Below are 15,727 nucleotides of genomic sequence, written 5' to 3' on the forward strand. Positions count from 1 at the left end.
GAGGCCACCGAGCGCGCACAGGCCGTCCTCGTTGGCCGGGAGGACGCCGACGACCTGGCCGCGGAGTTCGTCGAGCGAGATATCAACCCCGGAACGACGGCGGACTTGACCGCCGCGGCGCTTTTCATCGCGCTGGAGCGCGGGCTGGAGGTGTAATCGTGAACGATCTCGTCGAGTGGCCCGTCGAACTGCGCGGTGTCACCGAATCGGTAGTGACGACGCTCGGCCCGAACGACCGCTGGAACGTCGCTGCACTCGGGCTGTTCGCGGGCGGCCCAGTCGTCGCCCGGACGTGGGGCCGCACTCGAACCTGGCGGAACTTCCGGGAACGCGGCGAGGGGTACGTCCAGTTCACGCGCGACCCGGTCGATTTCGTCGAGGCGGCCTGCTCGGTTCGCGAAGAGGACGACCCGATTCTTGACAGCGCGGACGCGTGGGCGCGGGTGACCGCCGAAGCGGTTTCGGAGGGCAAGGAGGATGGCACACAATGGGTCGAGTGGGAACTCCGGCCAGTGGAAGCGGCTGTCGAGCGCCGGGTCGTGCCGACGACGAACCGCGGGTACAACGCGGTCATCGAGGCCACTGTCGCCGCCTCACGGCTCGACGTACCTGGGTACGACACGGCCGAACTCCACGACAGACTCGCGCACTTCGCCGACGTGGTCGACCGCTGTGGTGGGGATAGAGAGGTGGAAGCGTTCGAGCGCCTGCGGGAATACGCCGACCTCATCGTGTGATTCGACACCACCCATCCGGCCACCGGCCTTTCGAACCTTTTTTGAGTACAACAGCAGTAGAGACGGCTACCAATGGCCATCAAACCCGCCTACGTCAAAAAGACCGGCACGCTGCTCATGGAACGATACCCGAAGGCATTCAGCGACGACTTCGAGCACAACAAAGATCTCGTCGACGAACTGACGAACATCGAGTCCAAGGGCGTCCGTAACCGCATCGCTGGCTACGTCACCCGCAAGCAGCGCTCGCCGAAGGCGGCGTAGACGGGTTTTCACATTCCTCTCACCTTCACCCCGACAGCGCGAGCTGTCCGATTCGCTCGCGCGCCACGTCTGCTTCATTCACAACGGTTTTTGGCAGCCTCGTTGTAGCACCCACAATGTCTACTCGTGTAGGTGTCCTCGGCGCGACCGGTGCCGTCGGACAGCGACTCATCCAGCTACTCGCACCGCACCCGGAGTTCGAGATCGCCACGCTCACCGCCTCCCCGACGAGCGCGGGCCGGAGCTATCGCGACGCCGCCAAGTGGCGCGTCGACACGCCCATCCCCGAGGAAGTCGCCGACACGACCGTCGCCGAGACCGACCCCGATGAGGTGCCGAACGACATCGACCTCCTGTTCTCGTCGCTTCCCTCGAGCGTCGGCGCCGACGTCGAACCCGAGTTCGTCGAAGCGGGGTACGTCGTCTCCTCGAACTCCTCGAACAGCCGGATGGACGAGGATGTCCCGCTGACAATTCCGGAGGTCAACCCCGACCACCTCGACCTCATCGAGGTACAGCGCGATGAACGCGGTTGGGACGGCGCGCTCGTCAAGAACCCGAACTGCTCGACCATCACGATGGTGCCGACCCTCGCAGCGCTCGAAGGGTTCGGCATCAACCGTATCAACGTCTCCACGCTGCAGGCCGTCTCCGGCGCGGGCTACTCCGGCGTCACCTCGATGGAAATCCTCGACAACGTCCTCCCGAACATCGGCGGCGAGGCCCAGAAGATGGAAACCGAATCGCGCAAACTCCTCGGCGCGTTCGACGGCGCCGAAGTCACTCACCACAGCGCCGATATATCGGCCTCGTGCAACCGTGTGCCGACGCTCGACGGCCACCTCGAAAACGTCTGGGTCGACCTCGAAGACGACCCCTCACCCGAGGCAGTCGCGGGCATCATGCGCGAGTACCCGAGCGCAGACCTCTACTCCTCGCCCGACCCGCTCATCGAGGTATTCGAAGACCCCGAACGCCCACAGCCCCGAATGGATCGGATGCTTGGTGGCGGCATGGCAGTCGCTGCCGGCGGTATCGAGAAGACAACTGACGGCGTCCAGTACAACTGCCTCGCCCACAACACTATCCGCGGTGCTGCTGGCGCGAGCGTGCTGAACGGCGAACTGCTGCTCGAAGAAGGCTACATCTAACGGCCACTGCCTCTGTCTTCGACTTCCGATTCTGAGACCCCGACAGCCGAGGCTTTATATACAGAAATGCGGCCACCGGCCGTATGCGATGACTAACGCCGGCGGCCCGCCAAGGCGGGAGCGAGGGTTCCCTCGATGCAAGCGGGAGACAATCCCGTGAGCGCGGCACACGGGTCGTCGTTCGGGAGCGTGCCGCCTGTTCGCCCATCCGTAACCGTCGTATGTGTCGGCGTGTAGTGACTACCATGCGTGAACACTTCGTCGGCCGGACGCCGCGGCTCACCGGCTACTTATGCGGCATCACGTTGGGGCTGGCGTGTCTCGTCGCAGGCGCCGAGGCGACGCGACTGGTGCTCGTCGGTTCGCTCTCGACGCCCGCCTTCGTCGGCTACGTAGCTATCGGCGCCGTCAGCGGCCTCTTTCTGTCGTTCGTCACCGGCTATCTCAACGGCAGCATTCTCGCGAGCTGGCTCGCGGGGTTCGTCCCTGCGGCCGGCCGACTCGGCAAGCCGCTCGCTGACGGCCTGCTGTTCGAGGCCGGTCTCACCCTGGTCGGCGCGCTCGGGGCTGGCATCATGCTCGGCACCGTCGGCTTCGTCATCGCCGTCGAGAAGCATCGCTGGGACGCACGCACCGCCTCACTCCCCGACCCCGCCTCCCGGGGCGACCTGCTCGTGCTCGTCATCATCTCCGGTGCCCTCGGCGGCGCGCTGTTCGCCACGCCCGCACTCAGCTATGCGATATCGTCGGGGTTATGAGCCGCGGCGACGCCGCGTCTGTATGGACATTCTGCACACCTGTCTCAACGTCTCGGACGTCGAACGCTCGATCGAGTGGTACACGGAGAACCTCGAATTCGAGGAGTCGTGGGGCTTCGAAACACCTGACGGCGAGACGGTCAACCGCTATGTCGCCGACGACAATGGCGTCGAACTCCAGCTTTCGGATACCGAAGGCCAGACGCCCGCGGAGGCGGGCGACCTCTGGGATCACCTCGCGGTGAAGGTCGACGACGTCGACGCAGCGTTCGAGGAAATCGACGACCACGGCGTCGTCAAGGAGCCCGCCGACCAGCCCGCTGCGGGCGCGCGGACGGCGTTCCTGAAAGACCCGGATGGTCACGTCATCGAACTCATCGAGCCACTCGAGTGAACTGATTAGCTCGACCGCGCGGGGACGACGAACACCGGCTTGTCCATCTTGTTGAGTACGGCTCGAGTCGTCGACCCGATGGTGGAGATGCCGCCAGCGCGTGCCGGGCCCATGATGATCTCGTCGACCTCGTTCTCGCGGGCGAAATTGACGATCTCCCGAGCCGGGACGCCGGAGCGCCGAATCGTTCGCACCTCGACGAGGTCGGTCAAGCGAACCTGTGCCGTATCGAGTGCGGCCTCGCGGTCGTTTGTTTCCTCCTGAACGTCGACAGTGAGGACGTACACCTCGTCGTCGGCTTCGAGCTTGTCACTGAGGTACTCGCAGGCAGCCTCGGTCGTTGGCGCGGAAGCGGTGGCCACGAGATACCTCGTCATCACCCGCCCTTGGACGAGGGTGTGTTAATCGCTTTCGGCAACGCGGACGCGGTTTCGAAGCGGACGGTCGTCGGCAACGCGGCGGACGTTCTCCGCGACCGTGTCGGCCAGTCGGTCGTAGTAGTGCGGCGTCGCGCCGGCCGAATGCGGCGTCACGAGCACTTCGTCGAACCCCCACAGCGGATGGTCGTCCGGCAACGGCTCCGGGTCGGTGACATCCAGGGCGGCGCCGCCGATGTCGCCACGGTGAAGCGCCGTGACCAGCGCGTCGGTGTCGATGACCTCGCCACGGGCGATGTTGACGATGACAGCCTCGGGTGACAGCGTCGTCAGCGCCGCCTCGTCGATAAGCCCCATCGTCGATTCCGTCAACGGACAGCAGAGCACGAGAAAGTCGGTTCGCGCGAGCGCCTCGTGGCGGCTGTCGGTGCCAAACACCTCGTCCGTCGGGCCACCCTGTTCCGGGCGGCGGCGAACGCCGAGTGTGGTCACCTCGAACGGGTTCAGTCGTCTCGCGACGGCGCTGCCGATGGCACCGAGGCCGACGATGGTGACCGTCGACCCGGCGAGTTCGCCCGGCGAGAGTGGCTGCCAATTGTCTCTCCTGGCAGCCTCGTGAAACCGTCGAGAGAACGTCAGTATCGCCCCGACGGCATGCTCCGAGGCGTTCCGTGCGTGGATTCCTGCGGCGTTGGTCACGGCGACGTCGGCATTCGTGAGCGCAGCCATCGGGAGGTGGCCGTAGCCGGCGTACGTGCAGGCGAACAGCTTGAGGTCGTCGGCGTGGTCAAGTACCGACTCGTCGATTCGCGGCCCGGTTACGACATCAGCGGTAGCGATGGCCCGGCGCTCCTCGTTCGGTGTCTGTGCGTGCCGAACCGTGTGGCCGTCGAGTCGCGCCCGGAGTTCCGCGGCGTACTCCTCGGCGGGGAGCCCGTGGACGCCTTCCCGAAGGACGAGCAGTTCCATGGCTGCCGTTTCAATGCCGGAGTATATCAACCTCTGCGCTCACAGCGATAGGGGGACGATGACGACAGGAACGTCGGCTGCCTCCGCGACCGTCCGTGCTGTCGACCCGAGTGCCGGCCCCGCTCCAGCGACGCCTGCGTGCGGGCCGAGAACGATGATGTCGGCATTCCGTTCGTTTGCGGCAGTGAGAATCGCGCTGGCCGTGTCGGCGTCGGTGTCTGCCAGGCGGTCGGTTTCGACCATCGCCTTGCCGAGCAGTCGTGCGTTCGCGACGTTGAGAGCGTCATCGGCATCACGCGTCTCATCGCCTGGCACCGTAACGACCGCAACCGCGTCATTGGGGTCGAGACGGCCTTCCAGATAATCACAGGCAGCGGCGGTCGTGTGGACAGAATCGGTCGCGACGAGATACTGCATACCACAACTCCGGTCGGCATACTCTCGAAAGTTCGGGTCGGCTACAATCGAGAACCGCGCCCCTTACCAAACGGCGAATCCAACCGCCGGGTATGACGAGCCGTCGGCAGTGGGCTGCCCTGAGCGTTGCGACGTTCGCCCGGTTCGCGGGCGCCATCCTGATGGAGACGGCACTGGCCGTCATCGTCGAGGCGCGGGCCTCCGCGTTCGCGGCGGGCGTCGTCGGCACCGCGCTGGTCGGCGGGGCGGCGACGCTGTACTCCTACGAACTCGCGTTCGCGGGCGCGAGCCTCATCGGCTTCACGGCCGCGACGCTCGTCGCCTGGGGGCTGGTCGAAACGTACGACCCCGAAACGCGGACGGTCGTTGCCGATTAGGTCAGTTGCCGGTGAAGTCCGGCTCCTCGTCGCCGCCGAACGCCGCGTGGCCGCGCGAGAAATCCTCCGTGTTCGTGAGGCCGGCGATGGTTTCTGCCTCCTCGGCGAGCTGCTCGTCGATGGAGTTGTCGAAGCTCTGCCAGAGCAGCCGCTTCGTCGCCGCATACGCCTGTGTTGGCCCGTCGGCGAGCCGTTCGGCCTCTGCCGTGAGTCGGTCGTCGAGCTCCGCGTCCGGAACGACCTCGGTCGCCAAATCGAGGTCGACGGCTTCCTCAGCGCCGATGGGTTCATCGCGGAAGGCCAGCTCCTGGGCACGCCGAAGGCCGAGCAGCCGCGGCAGGAAGAACGTCGACCCGCTGTCACCGGAGAGACCAATACGTGGATACGCGAACTCGAAGCGGGCCGACTCGGAAACGAGGACGATGTCGCCGCAGACGGCAGGGCCGACCCCGCCGCCGGCCGCGACGCCACCGACGCCCGTAACGACCGGTTTCGGCGCTCGGACGAGCTGGCTCATGAACTCGTGGAGTTCGCTCGCGAGCGAGCCGATTCGTGGCTCGTCGCTCCCGTCACCGGTCAGCATCGTCATGTCGGCGCCGGTGTTGAACACTGGGCCGTTCCCCGACAACGCGATCGCTCGAACGTCGTCGTCGCTGACGAGGTCGTGTGTCGCCTCGACGAGCTCGCCCGTCATCTGCTCGTTCAGGGAGTTGTGTGCGTCCGGGCGGTCGAAGGCAATGTGGCCGATAGCACCGTCTCGGGTCAGTTCGATGGCTTCGTACTCCGACATACAGCCCACGACGGTGGCCGGTGACTTAAGATTCGTCCGTGTTTGCGAACCGCTTGTCGACGCTTTCGGCGTGGGCTTCGAGCCCCTCCGCGCGGGCGAGCGTTGTCACCGTCTCCCGGATATCCGAGAGCGCGTCGTCGTCCAGTTTCTGGACGGTCGAGGAGCGGACGAAGTGGTCGACGGAGAGGCCACCAGCGACCTTCGCCAGCCCGCTCGTCGGGAGGACGTGGTTCGTCCCGGAAGCGTAATCGCCCGCAGCGACCGGCGAATAGCCGCCGAGAAAGACGCTGCCGGCGGAGTCGATGCGGTCAAGAATCGCCTCCTCGTCGTCGGTGACGATAGCGAGGTGTTCGGCGGCGTATTCCTCGGCGAAGAGGACGGCCTCGGACATCGACCGCGCGTGAAGCACGCCGGAGGCGTCGTTATCCAGCGTCGCCTCGATGGTCTCGGCACGGTCGCGCTCGCCCATCTGGGACTCGCAGGCGTCGACGACGGCCTCGGCAGTCGCCTCATCGGCGGTCACGCAGACGACCGAGGCGTTCGGGTCGTGTTCGGCCTGTGCGACCATATCCGCGGCCACGAGGTCGGGGGCGGCCGTCTCATCGCAGATGACGAGCAACTCGGAGGGGCCAGCGAGGAAGTCGATCTCTACGTCGCCGCGAACCTCGGCTTTCGCCGCCGTCACCCACTTGTTACCCGGGCCGACGACCTTCTGGACGGCCGAGACCGTCTCCGTGCCGTAGGCGAGTGCGGCCACGGCCTGGGCGCCGCCGACCTGATAGACGGCGTCGGCGCCAGCGACGTGGGCGGCAGCCAGCGTGGCCGGATTCAGCGTTTCGGCGGGCGGCGTGGCGACGGCGACGTGGTCGACACCGGCGACTGTCGCCGGAATGACGCCCATCAGGACGCTCGAGGGGTAGGTAGCGGTGCCGCCGGGCGCGTACACGCCGACGCGCTCGATTGGGCGATATCGACGCCCGAGTTCCCGGCCGTCGAAATCCGCCCGCCAGTCCTCGGGCACCTGGCGCTCGTGGAACGAGCGGATGTTGTCGGCCGCCGTCTCGATAGCCTCCCGAAGCTCTTCATCGACCTCCTCGTAGGCCCGCTCCGCTTCGTCGCTCACGTCGATGTTGCCGATTTCGACATCGTCGAATTCGCTTGCGAATGAGCGAAGCGCCACGTCACCCTCCTCACGAACGCGGTCGATGATGTCCCGGACGGGCTCGCGGGCTTCCTCGACGCCCGCATCCCGTTCGAACAGCGCCGCGCGCTCGTCGGGCGAGAGGTCGGCGACGGCTCTGACGTTCATACGAACGATTGGGTAGGCGGCGCTGAAAGCGGTTTCCATCGACGGAATCGATTGTCGACGACATCCTCATTCGGCTGCGACCCCAAGGTGAACCATGGATACAACGGCGACAGATAGCGTCCGCGTGTGGCTCGTCGAGCGCACGTACGGCGACGACGAGCAGAACCTCATCATCCTCACCTATGCGACGCCCGACGGCGAGCGGTATCTTCGCAAAGAGCGGGCGCTCACGAGTTTCACCGGCGCGGCCCGGGAGACGAAAGCGGCCCTCGATGTCGCCCCCGACGACCTCGCCCGAACGCCGCCCGAAGACAGGGAGTACTTCGCGGATGCGGCGGGCCGAACGGCCGAGCGGCACGACCCCGACGATGCGGTGTGAGCGGTCGGACGAAAAACACTATCCCTCCGCATCGCCTTGGGTCAGACGATGCTGAGCGCCGTCATGGAGGATTACATCAAGGCGATTTACGCCATCCAAACGGACACCGACGAGCGTGTCGGCACCTCCGACCTCGCCGACTACATGGATGTCACGTCGCCGACTGTCTCCAGCATGCTGAAGAAACTGGAGGAGCGCGGTCTCGTCGACCGCGAGGAGTACCGCGGCGTCACCCTCACCGAGGAGGGCGAGGTTGTCGCGCTCGAAATCCTCCGCCACCATCGCCTTCTGGAGGCCTTCCTGACGGAGCAACTCGACTACGACTGGGCCGACGTCCACGAGGAGGCCGACCGACTCGAACACCACATCTCCGAGCAGCTCTCGGAACGCATCGCCGAGTCGCTCGGCAATCCCGGCGTCGACCCGCATGGTGACCCGATCCCGGACGCTGACCTCCAGTTGCCGGACGCCGGCGAAACGAGTCGCCTCTCGGCAGCTGAGGAGGGCGACCAGGTCGTCGTCCGGCGCATCCGCCACCAGGGCGACGAAGAGCTTCGCTATCTCTCCGACGCCGGCATCGAACCCGGCGTCGAACTCGACGTGTTAGAAATCGCGCCGTTCGGTCTCGTCACGGTTCGAACCCCCGAGGGCGAACAGAGCCTGCCCGAGGAGATCGCTCAACTCATCGAGACCGCATCCACGACAGAAGCCGAGGTCTGAACGCCCACCACAGCGCAACGGCAGCCACGACGACACAGCCTCCGAGGAAGAACGCCCACACCGGGTCGATAGAGGAAAGCACTGCGGCCGCACCGTCTTCGGCGCTGGCGGTTTCGGCCTGCATCGCTCCGGGTTGCCCTGGGTCTGGCGTCAGCCACTCGTGAATCCGGGCGAACGCGAGCGTGGCGATGGCGACGACCGCAACGAGACCGAACAGCCGCTTCAGTGCATCTCGAAGCCGCGAGCCATCGCTTTCGTCACCGGCGAACAGGACGACCGCCTCGCTCGCCGGCCCGTACACCGTCATCTCGTTACCTTTTGCCGAGTAGCCGGTTCCGGCAGCCTCGATGAGGCCGGCCTCCTCCAGTCGGTCGAGGTGGTAGTGGACGTTCTGCAGCGACGTGCCGACTGCTTCCCGTATCTCCGGCGGCGTCCGGGGGTCGTCGTATATCGTCGCCAGCATCTCCCGAGCGGTTTCGGAACCGAGGGCGTCGAACGTCGCTTCGGCGTCCTCACCGTCGATATCGAGGACTTTCGGCTCGTCGGGTGACGGGGATACGTGTAGTCGGCTCGGCAGCAGGCTCATCGAGTCTGGATAAACCGTCTATTTGAATAGCCCTTCCGTAGTGTCAAACGGCTCTTTCACTCTTCGAGCGGGCGGAGCCCGGAGACTGCCAGCACGGATTGGACAGTGAGGATGGCGATAAGCACCGCGCCAGCCAGCATCGTCGGCGCCGAGAGGAGTTTGGCCGTCTCGGGGGCGACGACGAGTCGGGAGAGGCCCATGACGATGAAGCTGAACAGGATGAGCCCGAACGCCAGCGCGGAGAGTTTGACGAAGGTTTGCTGTCGCATCAGCAGTCGCTCGACGGTCAGGCGCGACGAAATAAAAGGGTGATTGTCGGCGTTACAGGTGGCCTTCGTCTTCGAGGCCGTCCATGATGTCGTCGACGAGATCGTCGGCGGAATCGTAGGGGAATTCCTGGCTGCCGCCGCCTTTTGTGTTGAGTTCCATGGCGGTCATGGAGAAGTCGCCGGACTCGAACGTCGTGCCGGGACCCTGCGGGAGGGCGGGCACGAGGTCCATCGGACTGTTGACCGGAAAGTCGGCGCCTTCGAACGCTTCCACGAACTGCTGTCGGAGGTCGTCTTTGTCGACCATTGCAGTCATTCATGAAACATACATTCCATTCAATGTTGTGCTCCGAATCTCCGCTTATTTATATACACTCCCGTATCGGAGGCTGATTTTGCGTAAGCGAACCGACATACGGCAACGGTTTACCTAAAATTCAGGCGCTAAGCCCCTTTCCTCAAGGAGCGAACGGCTGACGCCGTGAGCGAGTAGGGTGGGAGGAAGTCACGGCGTGTCGTTTCTGACGACGTCTGGACTCTCCCTGAACGCGAGATGTGTCGCCACATCCAGCGTATCGCTAGCGTGGCGTGCGCTCCGTTCGAGGAGGAAGTGAACCGATTGAACATCGTCTGCGACTGGATCGTCAAGCGAATCAGCTACTTGCTCTATGGCGATCGTAGCAATATCGTCGGCGATCCCGGCCATCAGCGACACGTCCTGTGCGGCGGAGCGGTAACCGATGAGCGGGAACCCCGTTCCGACCCCCACAGCCTGGTTGAGTCGCGGATTCCGGTACGTGGTGAAGACGAGTCTGAGAAAGAGAGAGAAGAGTTTCTCGAGTTGTGATCCACGATTACGTGCTCGCCGCGCTGCGTCGGTATCACCATCTAACAGGGCCGACACGGCACTCGATCGCATCGTCGCTGCCATAATCGTCAGTCATGATTCGACGGAGATCAGAATTCGCCTCCGCCCCTCGGCGGGCGCAGAAAAACGTAACCAACGAACAGCGTCAACTGGATTCAGACGGCCAGGTAGCTGGTCAGTTGCTCCTCGTCGGCGAGCGCACCTGATCCGAGTTCGTCGACGATCTCGCCACGCTCCATCGCGTAGCAGCGGTCGGCCATCTCGCGTATGACCCCGAGGTTCTGCTCGACGAACAGGATGGTCGTCCCGAGTTCGTCGTTTATCGTCCGCATGTCCGCGCTGATCTGGTCGACGATGGACGGCTGGATACCCTCCGATGGCTCGTCCAGCAACAGCAGATCCGGGTTCGCGACCAGCGCCCGCGCGATGGCGAGCATCTGCTGTTGACCGCCCGAGAGTGTCCCAGCGTCTTGGTCGGCTCGCTCCTCGAGGATGGGGAAGTAGTCGTAGATCTCGTCGTACAGCGTCCGGTCGCTGCTGATGTTGACCGTCTCGCCCATCCGGATGTTCTGTTCGACGCTGAGGTCGGGGAATACGTCCCTTCCCTGCGGAATGTAGCCGATACCCGCCCGGGCGCGCTCGTCGGCACCCGCGTGGGTCACGTCCTCGCCAGCGTAGGTGACCGTCCCGGCGCGTGGTTCGAGCAGGCCGATGACGGTCATCATCAGCGTCGACTTGCCGACGCCGTTCTTGCCCATCACGCCAACGATCTCGCCCTCCTCAACCGTGAGGTCGACATCGCGGAGGATGGGCGTCGCGTCGTAGGCGGCCGTGACGCCGTCGAGTTCGAGCAGCGTCACGCCCCGTCACCTCCGAGGTAAATGTCCTGGACTGCGGCGTCGGATTCGATATCCGCGACCGATCCCTCGCGGAACACGTCCCCGTTGTGGAGCACGGTGACGCGATCAGCGATGTCGGCGACGAAGTCGGTATCGTGCTCGATGACGACGAAGGCGATGCCGCGCTCCTCGTTCAGCCTGGTGATGTGCTCGGCGATGGCCTCACGCTCGGCCACGTCGAGGCCCGCGACCGGTTCGTCCAGCAGCAGCAGGTCGGGTTCCATCGACGCGGCCATCCTAATCTCCAGTTGCTGCTGTTGACCGTGCGAGAGCGTGCTCGCTGGGGCCGTCTCGTAGTCGGATAGTCCCGCGGCGGCGATGGCCTCGTCGACTCGGCGGCGGCGCTCGGCCCCGTCGGCGAACCGCTGGATGGGGAGCCGGGCGTTCTCGCGAACGGTCAGCTTGCCGTACACCGACGGCACTTGGAACTTCATACTGATGCCGCGGCGCACCCGCTGGTGGGGTGGCATGTCAGTGAGCTCGTGGCCGTCGTAGTAGACACTGCCTGCTGTCGGTGCGTGCGTACCGGTCACCAGTTTGAGCAGCGTCGACTTGCCGGCGCCGTTGGGGCCGATAAGACAGCGGAGTTCGCCCTCGGCGACCGAGAAATCGACATCGTCGATGGCGGTGAAGCCACCGAAATCCTTGCGGAGTCCCTCGGTCGCCAATAGCGTGTCGGCTCGGTCGCCCGTCGCCAGTTGAGCCGCTGTCTGGCGGACGTTCGGGTGGCCCGTCGCGGTCTCTGGTTCCGTCTCGGTTCGGTCGGTCGTATCGGTGTCGTTCGTACTCATGCTTCGGTCACCTCAGGATCGGTCGAGTCGGTCGTCTCGGCGGGTGGCGTCGGGCTTCCACTGCGCAGGTTCCGGTAGGTTCGCTCGAGCCACGGGACGATACCGCCCGGGAGGCCGAGGATCGACACCAGCAGCAGGGCGCCCACCGTAACGAACGCCAACTCGCCGCCCAGCGAGTTCCGGAAGAACTCGATGCCGACGGTCGCAGCCACGGCCCCCAGTAGCGTGTCGCGACCGCCGATGCTCACCCAGACGACGGGGAGCGAGGCGAACGCGAGTTCGAACACGCCCGGGCTGACGTAGTTGCCCCAGGCCGCGTACAGCACGCCCGAGAGCCCCGCAAGGGCACCGCCTAGCGTGAATACGAGGAGCTTCGCCCGCTTCACGTCGTAGCCGAACATCCGGGTCCGGTTCTCGTCCTCCCGGACGGCGACCATCATTCGGCCGAAGTCCGAGTTGACCAGCATCCGTAGCCCCAGGTACGTGGCAACGAGCAACACCAGTACCAGATAGTAGAAGGTCACGTCGCCGATGGCGACGCTGGCCCCGCCGACCCCGAACGCGAGGTTCGGGATTGTTGGCATACCGTTGAACCCGCCCAGCGCGGCCTGGCCGATGGTCCACTGGTCGCCCGCGGTCTGAGCCATGAACGTATGGAGCACCAGCGTCGACACCAGTGTGATGATGGTAACGTAGACATCGCGGACGCCGCCGTAGAACATGAAGTAGCCTAGGACGGCGGCCACCAGCGCCCCGCCGCCGATGCCGACAAGGAACGCGCCGGTGATTCCCAGCGGGGTGGCGAAGTTCACAGAGACGACGCCGAAGGTGTATCCGGCGACGCCGAAGAACACCACCTGGCCGAAGCTCAGCACTCCGGCGTATCCCCAGACCACCGAGAGCGACAGTCCGAGGAAGGCGTATACCAGGAACAGCGAGAACCGGGAAACCTGGTAGACACCGACCATGTAGGGGTAGGCTAGCAGAACCGCCACCGCGACGGCGAAGCCGGCCCAGTATGCCCGTGAGTTGCCGATGGTGTTCGGGCCTTCCAGACGACCGCGGACGCGGCCGATGAGGCCGGGAGATTCCGATTCGGGCCGCCCCGATCTCTCGGTCGCCATCTCAGGCATCCCCCTCCTGCCGGCGCGCACGGACGCGCTTAAGGATTCCCGTGATACCATCCGGCAGGAAGCGGATCATCACGATGGCAGTCACGAGCAGGGCGATACGGCCAGCGGTCGTCCCAAGCAGGTTCGAGACGAGGGCGTTGATGCCGCCGAGGAACCCGCCAGCGAGCGCCGTCCCGAGGACGACGCTTGAACCGCCGACGACGACGGCGACGAACGCCTCGACCAGGAACGACCCGCCCAGCCCCGGCACCATCGTCACGGTGGGGGCGTACAGTGCACCGGTCAGGCCGGCGAGCCCGGAGCCGATGACGAACGTGGCCGCGTACGTCCGCTCGGTATCGACACCGAGCGCACGAGCGGTATCCTCATCCTGGATGGTGGCGCGGGCGCGCATCCCGAACTCCGTCCGTGTGAACACGACGTACGCCAGCACCAGCACGCCGAGTGCGACGCCCGAGAGAACCACCCGGTACATCGAGTACGAGAAGCCGACGTAGGTGAGCTTCCCGAGCGGCGTGCCGATCTGATCCAGCGAGTTACCTAGCGTGATGCGGACACCCTGGATCATGATGAGGCTCAGGCCCCAGGTCGCGACCATCGAGTCGGCGAGCCGGTCGTACAACGGCTCCATCAGGTCGCGGCCGGCCACCCGCTGACCGATTGCGTTCGGAACCGCCCCGGAGATGATGACCCGTTCGACGGCGAAGCCGAACAGTGCCGTCACGACCATCCCGACCAGCATCGCGGCCACGAGCGGCAGGCCGAACCGGACGCTGGCGAGCGTCGTTGCGTATGCCCCCAGCATGATGAACTCGCCGTGTGCGAGGTTGATGACGCCCATGATGCCGAAGACGATGGCCAGGCCCGCCGCCGCGAGGACGACGAACGCGAAGCTGTCCAGGAACTGGAACAGCAGGTTCAGGCCGTTCACCATCTCACCCCGCCTCCTCGTAGAAGTCTTGGGGCGTGTATTGGGTCTCCTCGTCCTCCTGAGTGAGGTCACAGCCGACCGTCTCCGAGAGGAACGTCTCCGGGATGACTTGGTCGGAGACGGCCTCGACGTTGTGGTTCTCGTCGGCCCGCATCACCCACATGTGATGGTCGACGTGGTGGGTCGCCCCGTCCAGGGCGATCTCCTCGTCTCCGGGGGCCTCCGGCGCGCCGTAGGTGATACCGGACTCCAGCGCGGTCTTGACCTCCTCCTGGTTCGTCGTCCCGGCCTGCTCGACCGCCTGCTTGTACATGTAGATGGAGAAGTAATTGGTCTGGGCCTCCTCGTTGAGGTACGGGGCATCGGGGAACTTCTCGTAGTAGCGGTCGACGAAGCCGCCGTCCTCGGTGTTGCGCTTCGTCGGGATCTCCTCCATGTAGTTGACACCGGCGTAGATGTTGGCCATCGCGGGCGAGTCGAGGCGCCGGTGTTCGTATCCCTGTGCCATCGCCGTCGACGTTCCGATGGGGACATCGAGGCCGGCGGAGGCCTTCTGCTCGTAGAAGGAGGTGTGGTTCGCACCGACGAGCATCGACATTACGAAATCGGGGTCGGCCTCCTGGATGCGGTTGATGGTGGAGCCGAACTGCGAGTTCGATAGTGGGATGAACTCCTCGCCGATAACCTCGGCGTCGTTCTCGTCGGCCAGTACCTTCACCCAGTCCGCGCTCAGCTGGCCGAAGTTGTAGTCGGCAGCGATGGTGTAGATCTCCGGGCCGAACTCGTCGACGAGGTACGGGAGGACGCTCCCCAGCTGCTGGCGGGCGGTCGGCCCGACGGCGAAGATGTTCTTGTCGCAGACCCCGCCCTCGTACTGGGTGGTGTAGAAATAGAGCTGATCCTCGCGGTCGATGATGGGCCGGATGGCCTCTCGTGTGGCCGAGGAGTAGCCCGCCCACAGCGCGTCGACCTGCTCCTGCTGGATGGCCCGACGGGTCAGCTCCTGGTAGCGCTTGTTGTCCGACTGCGGATCCGGGTCGAAGACCTCTATCTCCTTACCGTCAATGCCGCCGTTCTCGTTGATTTCCTCGATGGCCAGCAGCGACGCCTTGTGCTTTGGGTCGCCGACCAACGCGAAGTTACCCGACCGATCCTCGAGGATGCCGAGCGTGATTGTGTCGCCACCGCCACCGTCGCCCGACCCCGTAAATCCGCTACAGCCCGCCAGCGCAGCCAGCGTCGCGGCGGATCCGGAAGCGAGGAAGCCACGACGATCGACGCGGCGGCCCGTCATACTATCACCCCAACGCCGATAGCAGAGTCGTACAGATTCACGGCGCAATTTCCAGACATATCTAGAACGTTCTCACGGAGACGAACATACTCGTCCATATTTTCGAACACATGCCTGCCAAACCGTGACCACCATATAAGATTTCCCAACCGTATATTTTATCTCTTTCCTGGTGGTGGTAAACGTATAAGGACGTGTTAGTAACGACCGAACGTTATCGTAAAACCATATTTTATGCAAATATTTTTGAAATAGGTTTCGTTCAGAGTGGACAGTGCGCGGGCGGTCGGGTTCGGAAAGAATTGCCACGGCGA

The 15,727-nt window shown here is 64.8% G+C and carries 23 protein-coding genes; 9 read left to right on the plus strand and 14 right to left on the minus strand.

Annotation, left to right across the window (positions count from 1 at the left end):
• The 6 genes from ACI8UR_RS10315 to ACI8UR_RS10340 all read left to right on the plus strand — a co-directional run.
• Positions 1-156 (plus strand): triphosphoribosyl-dephospho-CoA synthase (locus ACI8UR_RS10315; RefSeq protein ID WP_415087840.1); only part of this gene is annotated, 156 nt, incomplete at its 5' end.
• Complete coding sequence (locus ACI8UR_RS10320; RefSeq protein WP_415087841.1) at positions 156-737, plus strand: DUF447 domain-containing protein; 582 nt, start codon at positions 156-158, stop codon at positions 735-737. The genes ACI8UR_RS10315 and ACI8UR_RS10320, both read left to right, overlap by 1 nt.
• A gap of 72 nt (positions 738-809) precedes the next feature.
• Positions 810-1,001 (plus strand): 30S ribosomal protein S17e, encoded by a 192-nt coding sequence (locus ACI8UR_RS10325; protein WP_411715881.1) that lies wholly within the window; start codon positions 810-812, stop codon positions 999-1,001.
• A gap of 116 nt (positions 1,002-1,117) precedes the next feature.
• Positions 1,118-2,152 (plus strand): aspartate-semialdehyde dehydrogenase, encoded by a 1,035-nt coding sequence (gene asd, locus ACI8UR_RS10330; RefSeq protein WP_411715880.1) that lies wholly within the window; start codon positions 1,118-1,120, stop codon positions 2,150-2,152.
• A gap of 245 nt (positions 2,153-2,397) precedes the next feature.
• A complete protein-coding gene (locus tag ACI8UR_RS10335) occupies positions 2,398-2,910 on the plus strand; it encodes a hypothetical protein (RefSeq protein WP_411715879.1) in 513 nt (170 codons plus the stop codon).
• A 22-nt stretch (positions 2,911-2,932) separates the two neighbouring features.
• Positions 2,933-3,304 carry a VOC family protein gene (locus ACI8UR_RS10340; protein ID WP_411715878.1) on the plus strand — a complete coding sequence of 124 codons (372 nt, stop codon included), beginning with the start codon at positions 2,933-2,935 and terminating at the stop codon, positions 3,302-3,304.
• A 5-nt stretch (positions 3,305-3,309) separates the two neighbouring features.
• On the opposite strand, the gene ACI8UR_RS10345 is transcribed toward ACI8UR_RS10340, so the two are convergent.
• From ACI8UR_RS10345 to ACI8UR_RS10355, 3 genes are read right to left on the minus strand one after another with little or no spacing between them, the layout of a single operon-like run.
• Positions 3,310-3,681 (minus strand): universal stress protein, encoded by a 372-nt coding sequence (locus ACI8UR_RS10345; protein WP_411715877.1) that lies wholly within the window; start codon positions 3,679-3,681, stop codon positions 3,310-3,312.
• A gap of 24 nt (positions 3,682-3,705) precedes the next feature.
• Positions 3,706-4,650 (minus strand): D-2-hydroxyacid dehydrogenase, encoded by a 945-nt coding sequence (locus ACI8UR_RS10350; RefSeq protein WP_411715876.1) that lies wholly within the window; start codon positions 4,648-4,650, stop codon positions 3,706-3,708.
• Between the two features lie 39 nt (positions 4,651-4,689).
• Complete coding sequence (locus ACI8UR_RS10355; RefSeq protein WP_411715875.1) at positions 4,690-5,067, minus strand: universal stress protein; 378 nt, start codon at positions 5,065-5,067, stop codon at positions 4,690-4,692.
• A gap of 92 nt (positions 5,068-5,159) precedes the next feature.
• Here ACI8UR_RS10355 and ACI8UR_RS10360 point away from each other — a divergent pair, with 92 nt between their 5' ends.
• The gene (locus tag ACI8UR_RS10360) at positions 5,160-5,444 is read left to right on the plus strand and encodes a hypothetical protein (protein WP_411715874.1); all 285 of its coding nucleotides are present in this window, start codon (positions 5,160-5,162) and stop codon (positions 5,442-5,444) included.
• 1 nt (position 5,445) lies between these two features.
• Here the strand turns inward: ACI8UR_RS10360 and ACI8UR_RS10365 are convergent, their stop codons facing one another.
• Complete coding sequence (locus ACI8UR_RS10365) at positions 5,446-6,234, minus strand: enoyl-CoA hydratase/isomerase family protein (protein ID WP_411715873.1); 789 nt, start codon at positions 6,232-6,234, stop codon at positions 5,446-5,448.
• Positions 6,235-6,259: 25 nt separating this feature from the next.
• Positions 6,260-7,543: a histidinol dehydrogenase gene (gene hisD, locus ACI8UR_RS10370; RefSeq protein WP_411715872.1), complete on the minus strand. Its 1,284-nt coding sequence runs from the start codon at positions 7,541-7,543 to the stop codon at positions 6,260-6,262.
• 94 nt (positions 7,544-7,637) lie between these two features.
• Here hisD and ACI8UR_RS10375 point away from each other — a divergent pair, with 94 nt between their 5' ends.
• Both ACI8UR_RS10375 and ACI8UR_RS10380 read left to right on the plus strand, forming a co-directional pair.
• The gene (locus tag ACI8UR_RS10375) at positions 7,638-7,922 is read left to right on the plus strand and encodes a hypothetical protein (RefSeq protein WP_415087839.1); all 285 of its coding nucleotides are present in this window, start codon (positions 7,638-7,640) and stop codon (positions 7,920-7,922) included.
• Between the two features lie 48 nt (positions 7,923-7,970).
• Positions 7,971-8,642: a metal-dependent transcriptional regulator gene (locus ACI8UR_RS10380; protein WP_411714991.1), complete on the plus strand. Its 672-nt coding sequence runs from the start codon at positions 7,971-7,973 to the stop codon at positions 8,640-8,642.
• Here the strand turns inward: ACI8UR_RS10380 and ACI8UR_RS10385 are convergent.
• The 9 genes from ACI8UR_RS10385 to ACI8UR_RS10425 form a co-directional block, all read right to left on the minus strand.
• The gene (locus tag ACI8UR_RS10385) at positions 8,605-9,228 is read right to left on the minus strand and encodes an ArsR/SmtB family transcription factor (RefSeq protein WP_411714992.1); all 624 of its coding nucleotides are present in this window, start codon (positions 9,226-9,228) and stop codon (positions 8,605-8,607) included. The two genes, ACI8UR_RS10380 and ACI8UR_RS10385, sit on opposite strands and share 38 nt — an antisense overlap.
• A 56-nt stretch (positions 9,229-9,284) precedes the next feature.
• Entirely contained in the window at positions 9,285-9,497 is a 213-nt protein-coding gene (locus tag ACI8UR_RS10390) for a hypothetical protein (protein WP_411714993.1), read from the minus strand.
• A 52-nt stretch (positions 9,498-9,549) separates the two neighbouring features.
• Positions 9,550-9,804: an MTH865 family protein gene (locus ACI8UR_RS10395; protein ID WP_411714994.1), complete on the minus strand. Its 255-nt coding sequence runs from the start codon at positions 9,802-9,804 to the stop codon at positions 9,550-9,552.
• A gap of 198 nt (positions 9,805-10,002) precedes the next feature.
• Positions 10,003-10,428 (minus strand): hypothetical protein, encoded by a 426-nt coding sequence (locus ACI8UR_RS10400; protein ID WP_411714995.1) that lies wholly within the window; start codon positions 10,426-10,428, stop codon positions 10,003-10,005.
• A 92-nt stretch (positions 10,429-10,520) separates the two neighbouring features.
• Positions 10,521-11,219: an ABC transporter ATP-binding protein gene (locus ACI8UR_RS10405; RefSeq protein ID WP_411715008.1), complete on the minus strand. Its 699-nt coding sequence runs from the start codon at positions 11,217-11,219 to the stop codon at positions 10,521-10,523.
• A 2-nt stretch (positions 11,220-11,221) separates the two neighbouring features.
• Positions 11,222-12,055, minus strand: coding sequence for an ABC transporter ATP-binding protein (locus tag ACI8UR_RS10410; RefSeq protein ID WP_411714996.1), 834 nt, complete (start codon positions 12,053-12,055; stop codon positions 11,222-11,224).
• Positions 12,052-13,179, minus strand: coding sequence for an ABC transporter permease subunit (locus ACI8UR_RS10415; protein ID WP_411714997.1), 1,128 nt, complete (start codon positions 13,177-13,179; stop codon positions 12,052-12,054). The genes ACI8UR_RS10410 and ACI8UR_RS10415 overlap by 4 nt, the downstream gene beginning before the upstream one ends.
• A gap of 1 nt (position 13,180) precedes the next feature.
• A complete protein-coding gene (urtB, locus tag ACI8UR_RS10420; RefSeq protein WP_411714998.1) occupies positions 13,181-14,122 on the minus strand; it encodes an urea ABC transporter, permease protein UrtB in 942 nt (313 codons plus the stop codon).
• A gap of 1 nt (position 14,123) precedes the next feature.
• Positions 14,124-15,413 (minus strand): urea ABC transporter substrate-binding protein, encoded by a 1,290-nt coding sequence (locus ACI8UR_RS10425; RefSeq protein WP_411714999.1) that lies wholly within the window; start codon positions 15,411-15,413, stop codon positions 14,124-14,126.
• Positions 15,414-15,727: the final 314 nt, after the last annotated feature.

Origin of the sequence: Natronomonas sp. (genome assembly GCF_047616845.1) — an archaeon.
GTDB lineage: Archaea > Halobacteriota > Halobacteria > Halobacteriales > Haloarculaceae > Natronomonas.

What these genes read in the sequence shown, in the direction of transcription:
- ACI8UR_RS10325 (WP_411715881.1), top strand. Translation starts at nt 810, where the DNA reads ATGGCCATCAAACCCGCCTACGTCAAAAAGACCGGCACGCTGCTCATG.
- asd (WP_411715880.1), top strand. Translation starts at nt 1,118, where the DNA reads ATGTCTACTCGTGTAGGTGTCCTCGGCGCGACCGGTGCCGTCGGACAG.
- ACI8UR_RS10335 (WP_411715879.1), top strand. Translation starts at nt 2,398, where the DNA reads ATGCGTGAACACTTCGTCGGCCGGACGCCGCGGCTCACCGGCTACTTA.
- ACI8UR_RS10340 (WP_411715878.1), top strand. Translation starts at nt 2,933, where the DNA reads ATGGACATTCTGCACACCTGTCTCAACGTCTCGGACGTCGAACGCTCG.
- ACI8UR_RS10345 (WP_411715877.1), bottom strand. Translation starts at nt 3,681, where the DNA reads ATGACGAGGTATCTCGTGGCCACCGCTTCCGCGCCAACGACCGAGGCT.
- ACI8UR_RS10350 (WP_411715876.1), bottom strand. Translation starts at nt 4,650, where the DNA reads ATGGAACTGCTCGTCCTTCGGGAAGGCGTCCACGGGCTCCCCGCCGAG.
- ACI8UR_RS10355 (WP_411715875.1), bottom strand. Translation starts at nt 5,067, where the DNA reads ATGCAGTATCTCGTCGCGACCGATTCTGTCCACACGACCGCCGCTGCC.
- ACI8UR_RS10360 (WP_411715874.1), top strand. Translation starts at nt 5,160, where the DNA reads ATGACGAGCCGTCGGCAGTGGGCTGCCCTGAGCGTTGCGACGTTCGCC.
- ACI8UR_RS10365 (WP_411715873.1), bottom strand. Translation starts at nt 6,234, where the DNA reads ATGTCGGAGTACGAAGCCATCGAACTGACCCGAGACGGTGCTATCGGC.
- hisD (WP_411715872.1), bottom strand. Translation starts at nt 7,543, where the DNA reads ATGAACGTCAGAGCCGTCGCCGACCTCTCGCCCGACGAGCGCGCGGCG.
- ACI8UR_RS10375 (WP_415087839.1), top strand. Translation starts at nt 7,638, where the DNA reads ATGGATACAACGGCGACAGATAGCGTCCGCGTGTGGCTCGTCGAGCGC.
- ACI8UR_RS10380 (WP_411714991.1), top strand. Translation starts at nt 7,971, where the DNA reads ATGCTGAGCGCCGTCATGGAGGATTACATCAAGGCGATTTACGCCATC.
- ACI8UR_RS10385 (WP_411714992.1), bottom strand. Translation starts at nt 9,228, where the DNA reads ATGAGCCTGCTGCCGAGCCGACTACACGTATCCCCGTCACCCGACGAG.
- ACI8UR_RS10390 (WP_411714993.1), bottom strand. Translation starts at nt 9,497, where the DNA reads ATGCGACAGCAAACCTTCGTCAAACTCTCCGCGCTGGCGTTCGGGCTC.
- ACI8UR_RS10395 (WP_411714994.1), bottom strand. Translation starts at nt 9,804, where the DNA reads ATGGTCGACAAAGACGACCTCCGACAGCAGTTCGTGGAAGCGTTCGAA.
- ACI8UR_RS10400 (WP_411714995.1), bottom strand. Translation starts at nt 10,428, where the DNA reads ATGGCAGCGACGATGCGATCGAGTGCCGTGTCGGCCCTGTTAGATGGT.
- ACI8UR_RS10410 (WP_411714996.1), bottom strand. Translation starts at nt 12,055, where the DNA reads ATGAGTACGAACGACACCGATACGACCGACCGAACCGAGACGGAACCA.
- ACI8UR_RS10415 (WP_411714997.1), bottom strand. Translation starts at nt 13,179, where the DNA reads ATGGCGACCGAGAGATCGGGGCGGCCCGAATCGGAATCTCCCGGCCTC.
- urtB (WP_411714998.1), bottom strand. Translation starts at nt 14,122, where the DNA reads ATGGTGAACGGCCTGAACCTGCTGTTCCAGTTCCTGGACAGCTTCGCG.
- ACI8UR_RS10425 (WP_411714999.1), bottom strand. Translation starts at nt 15,413, where the DNA reads ATGACGGGCCGCCGCGTCGATCGTCGTGGCTTCCTCGCTTCCGGATCC.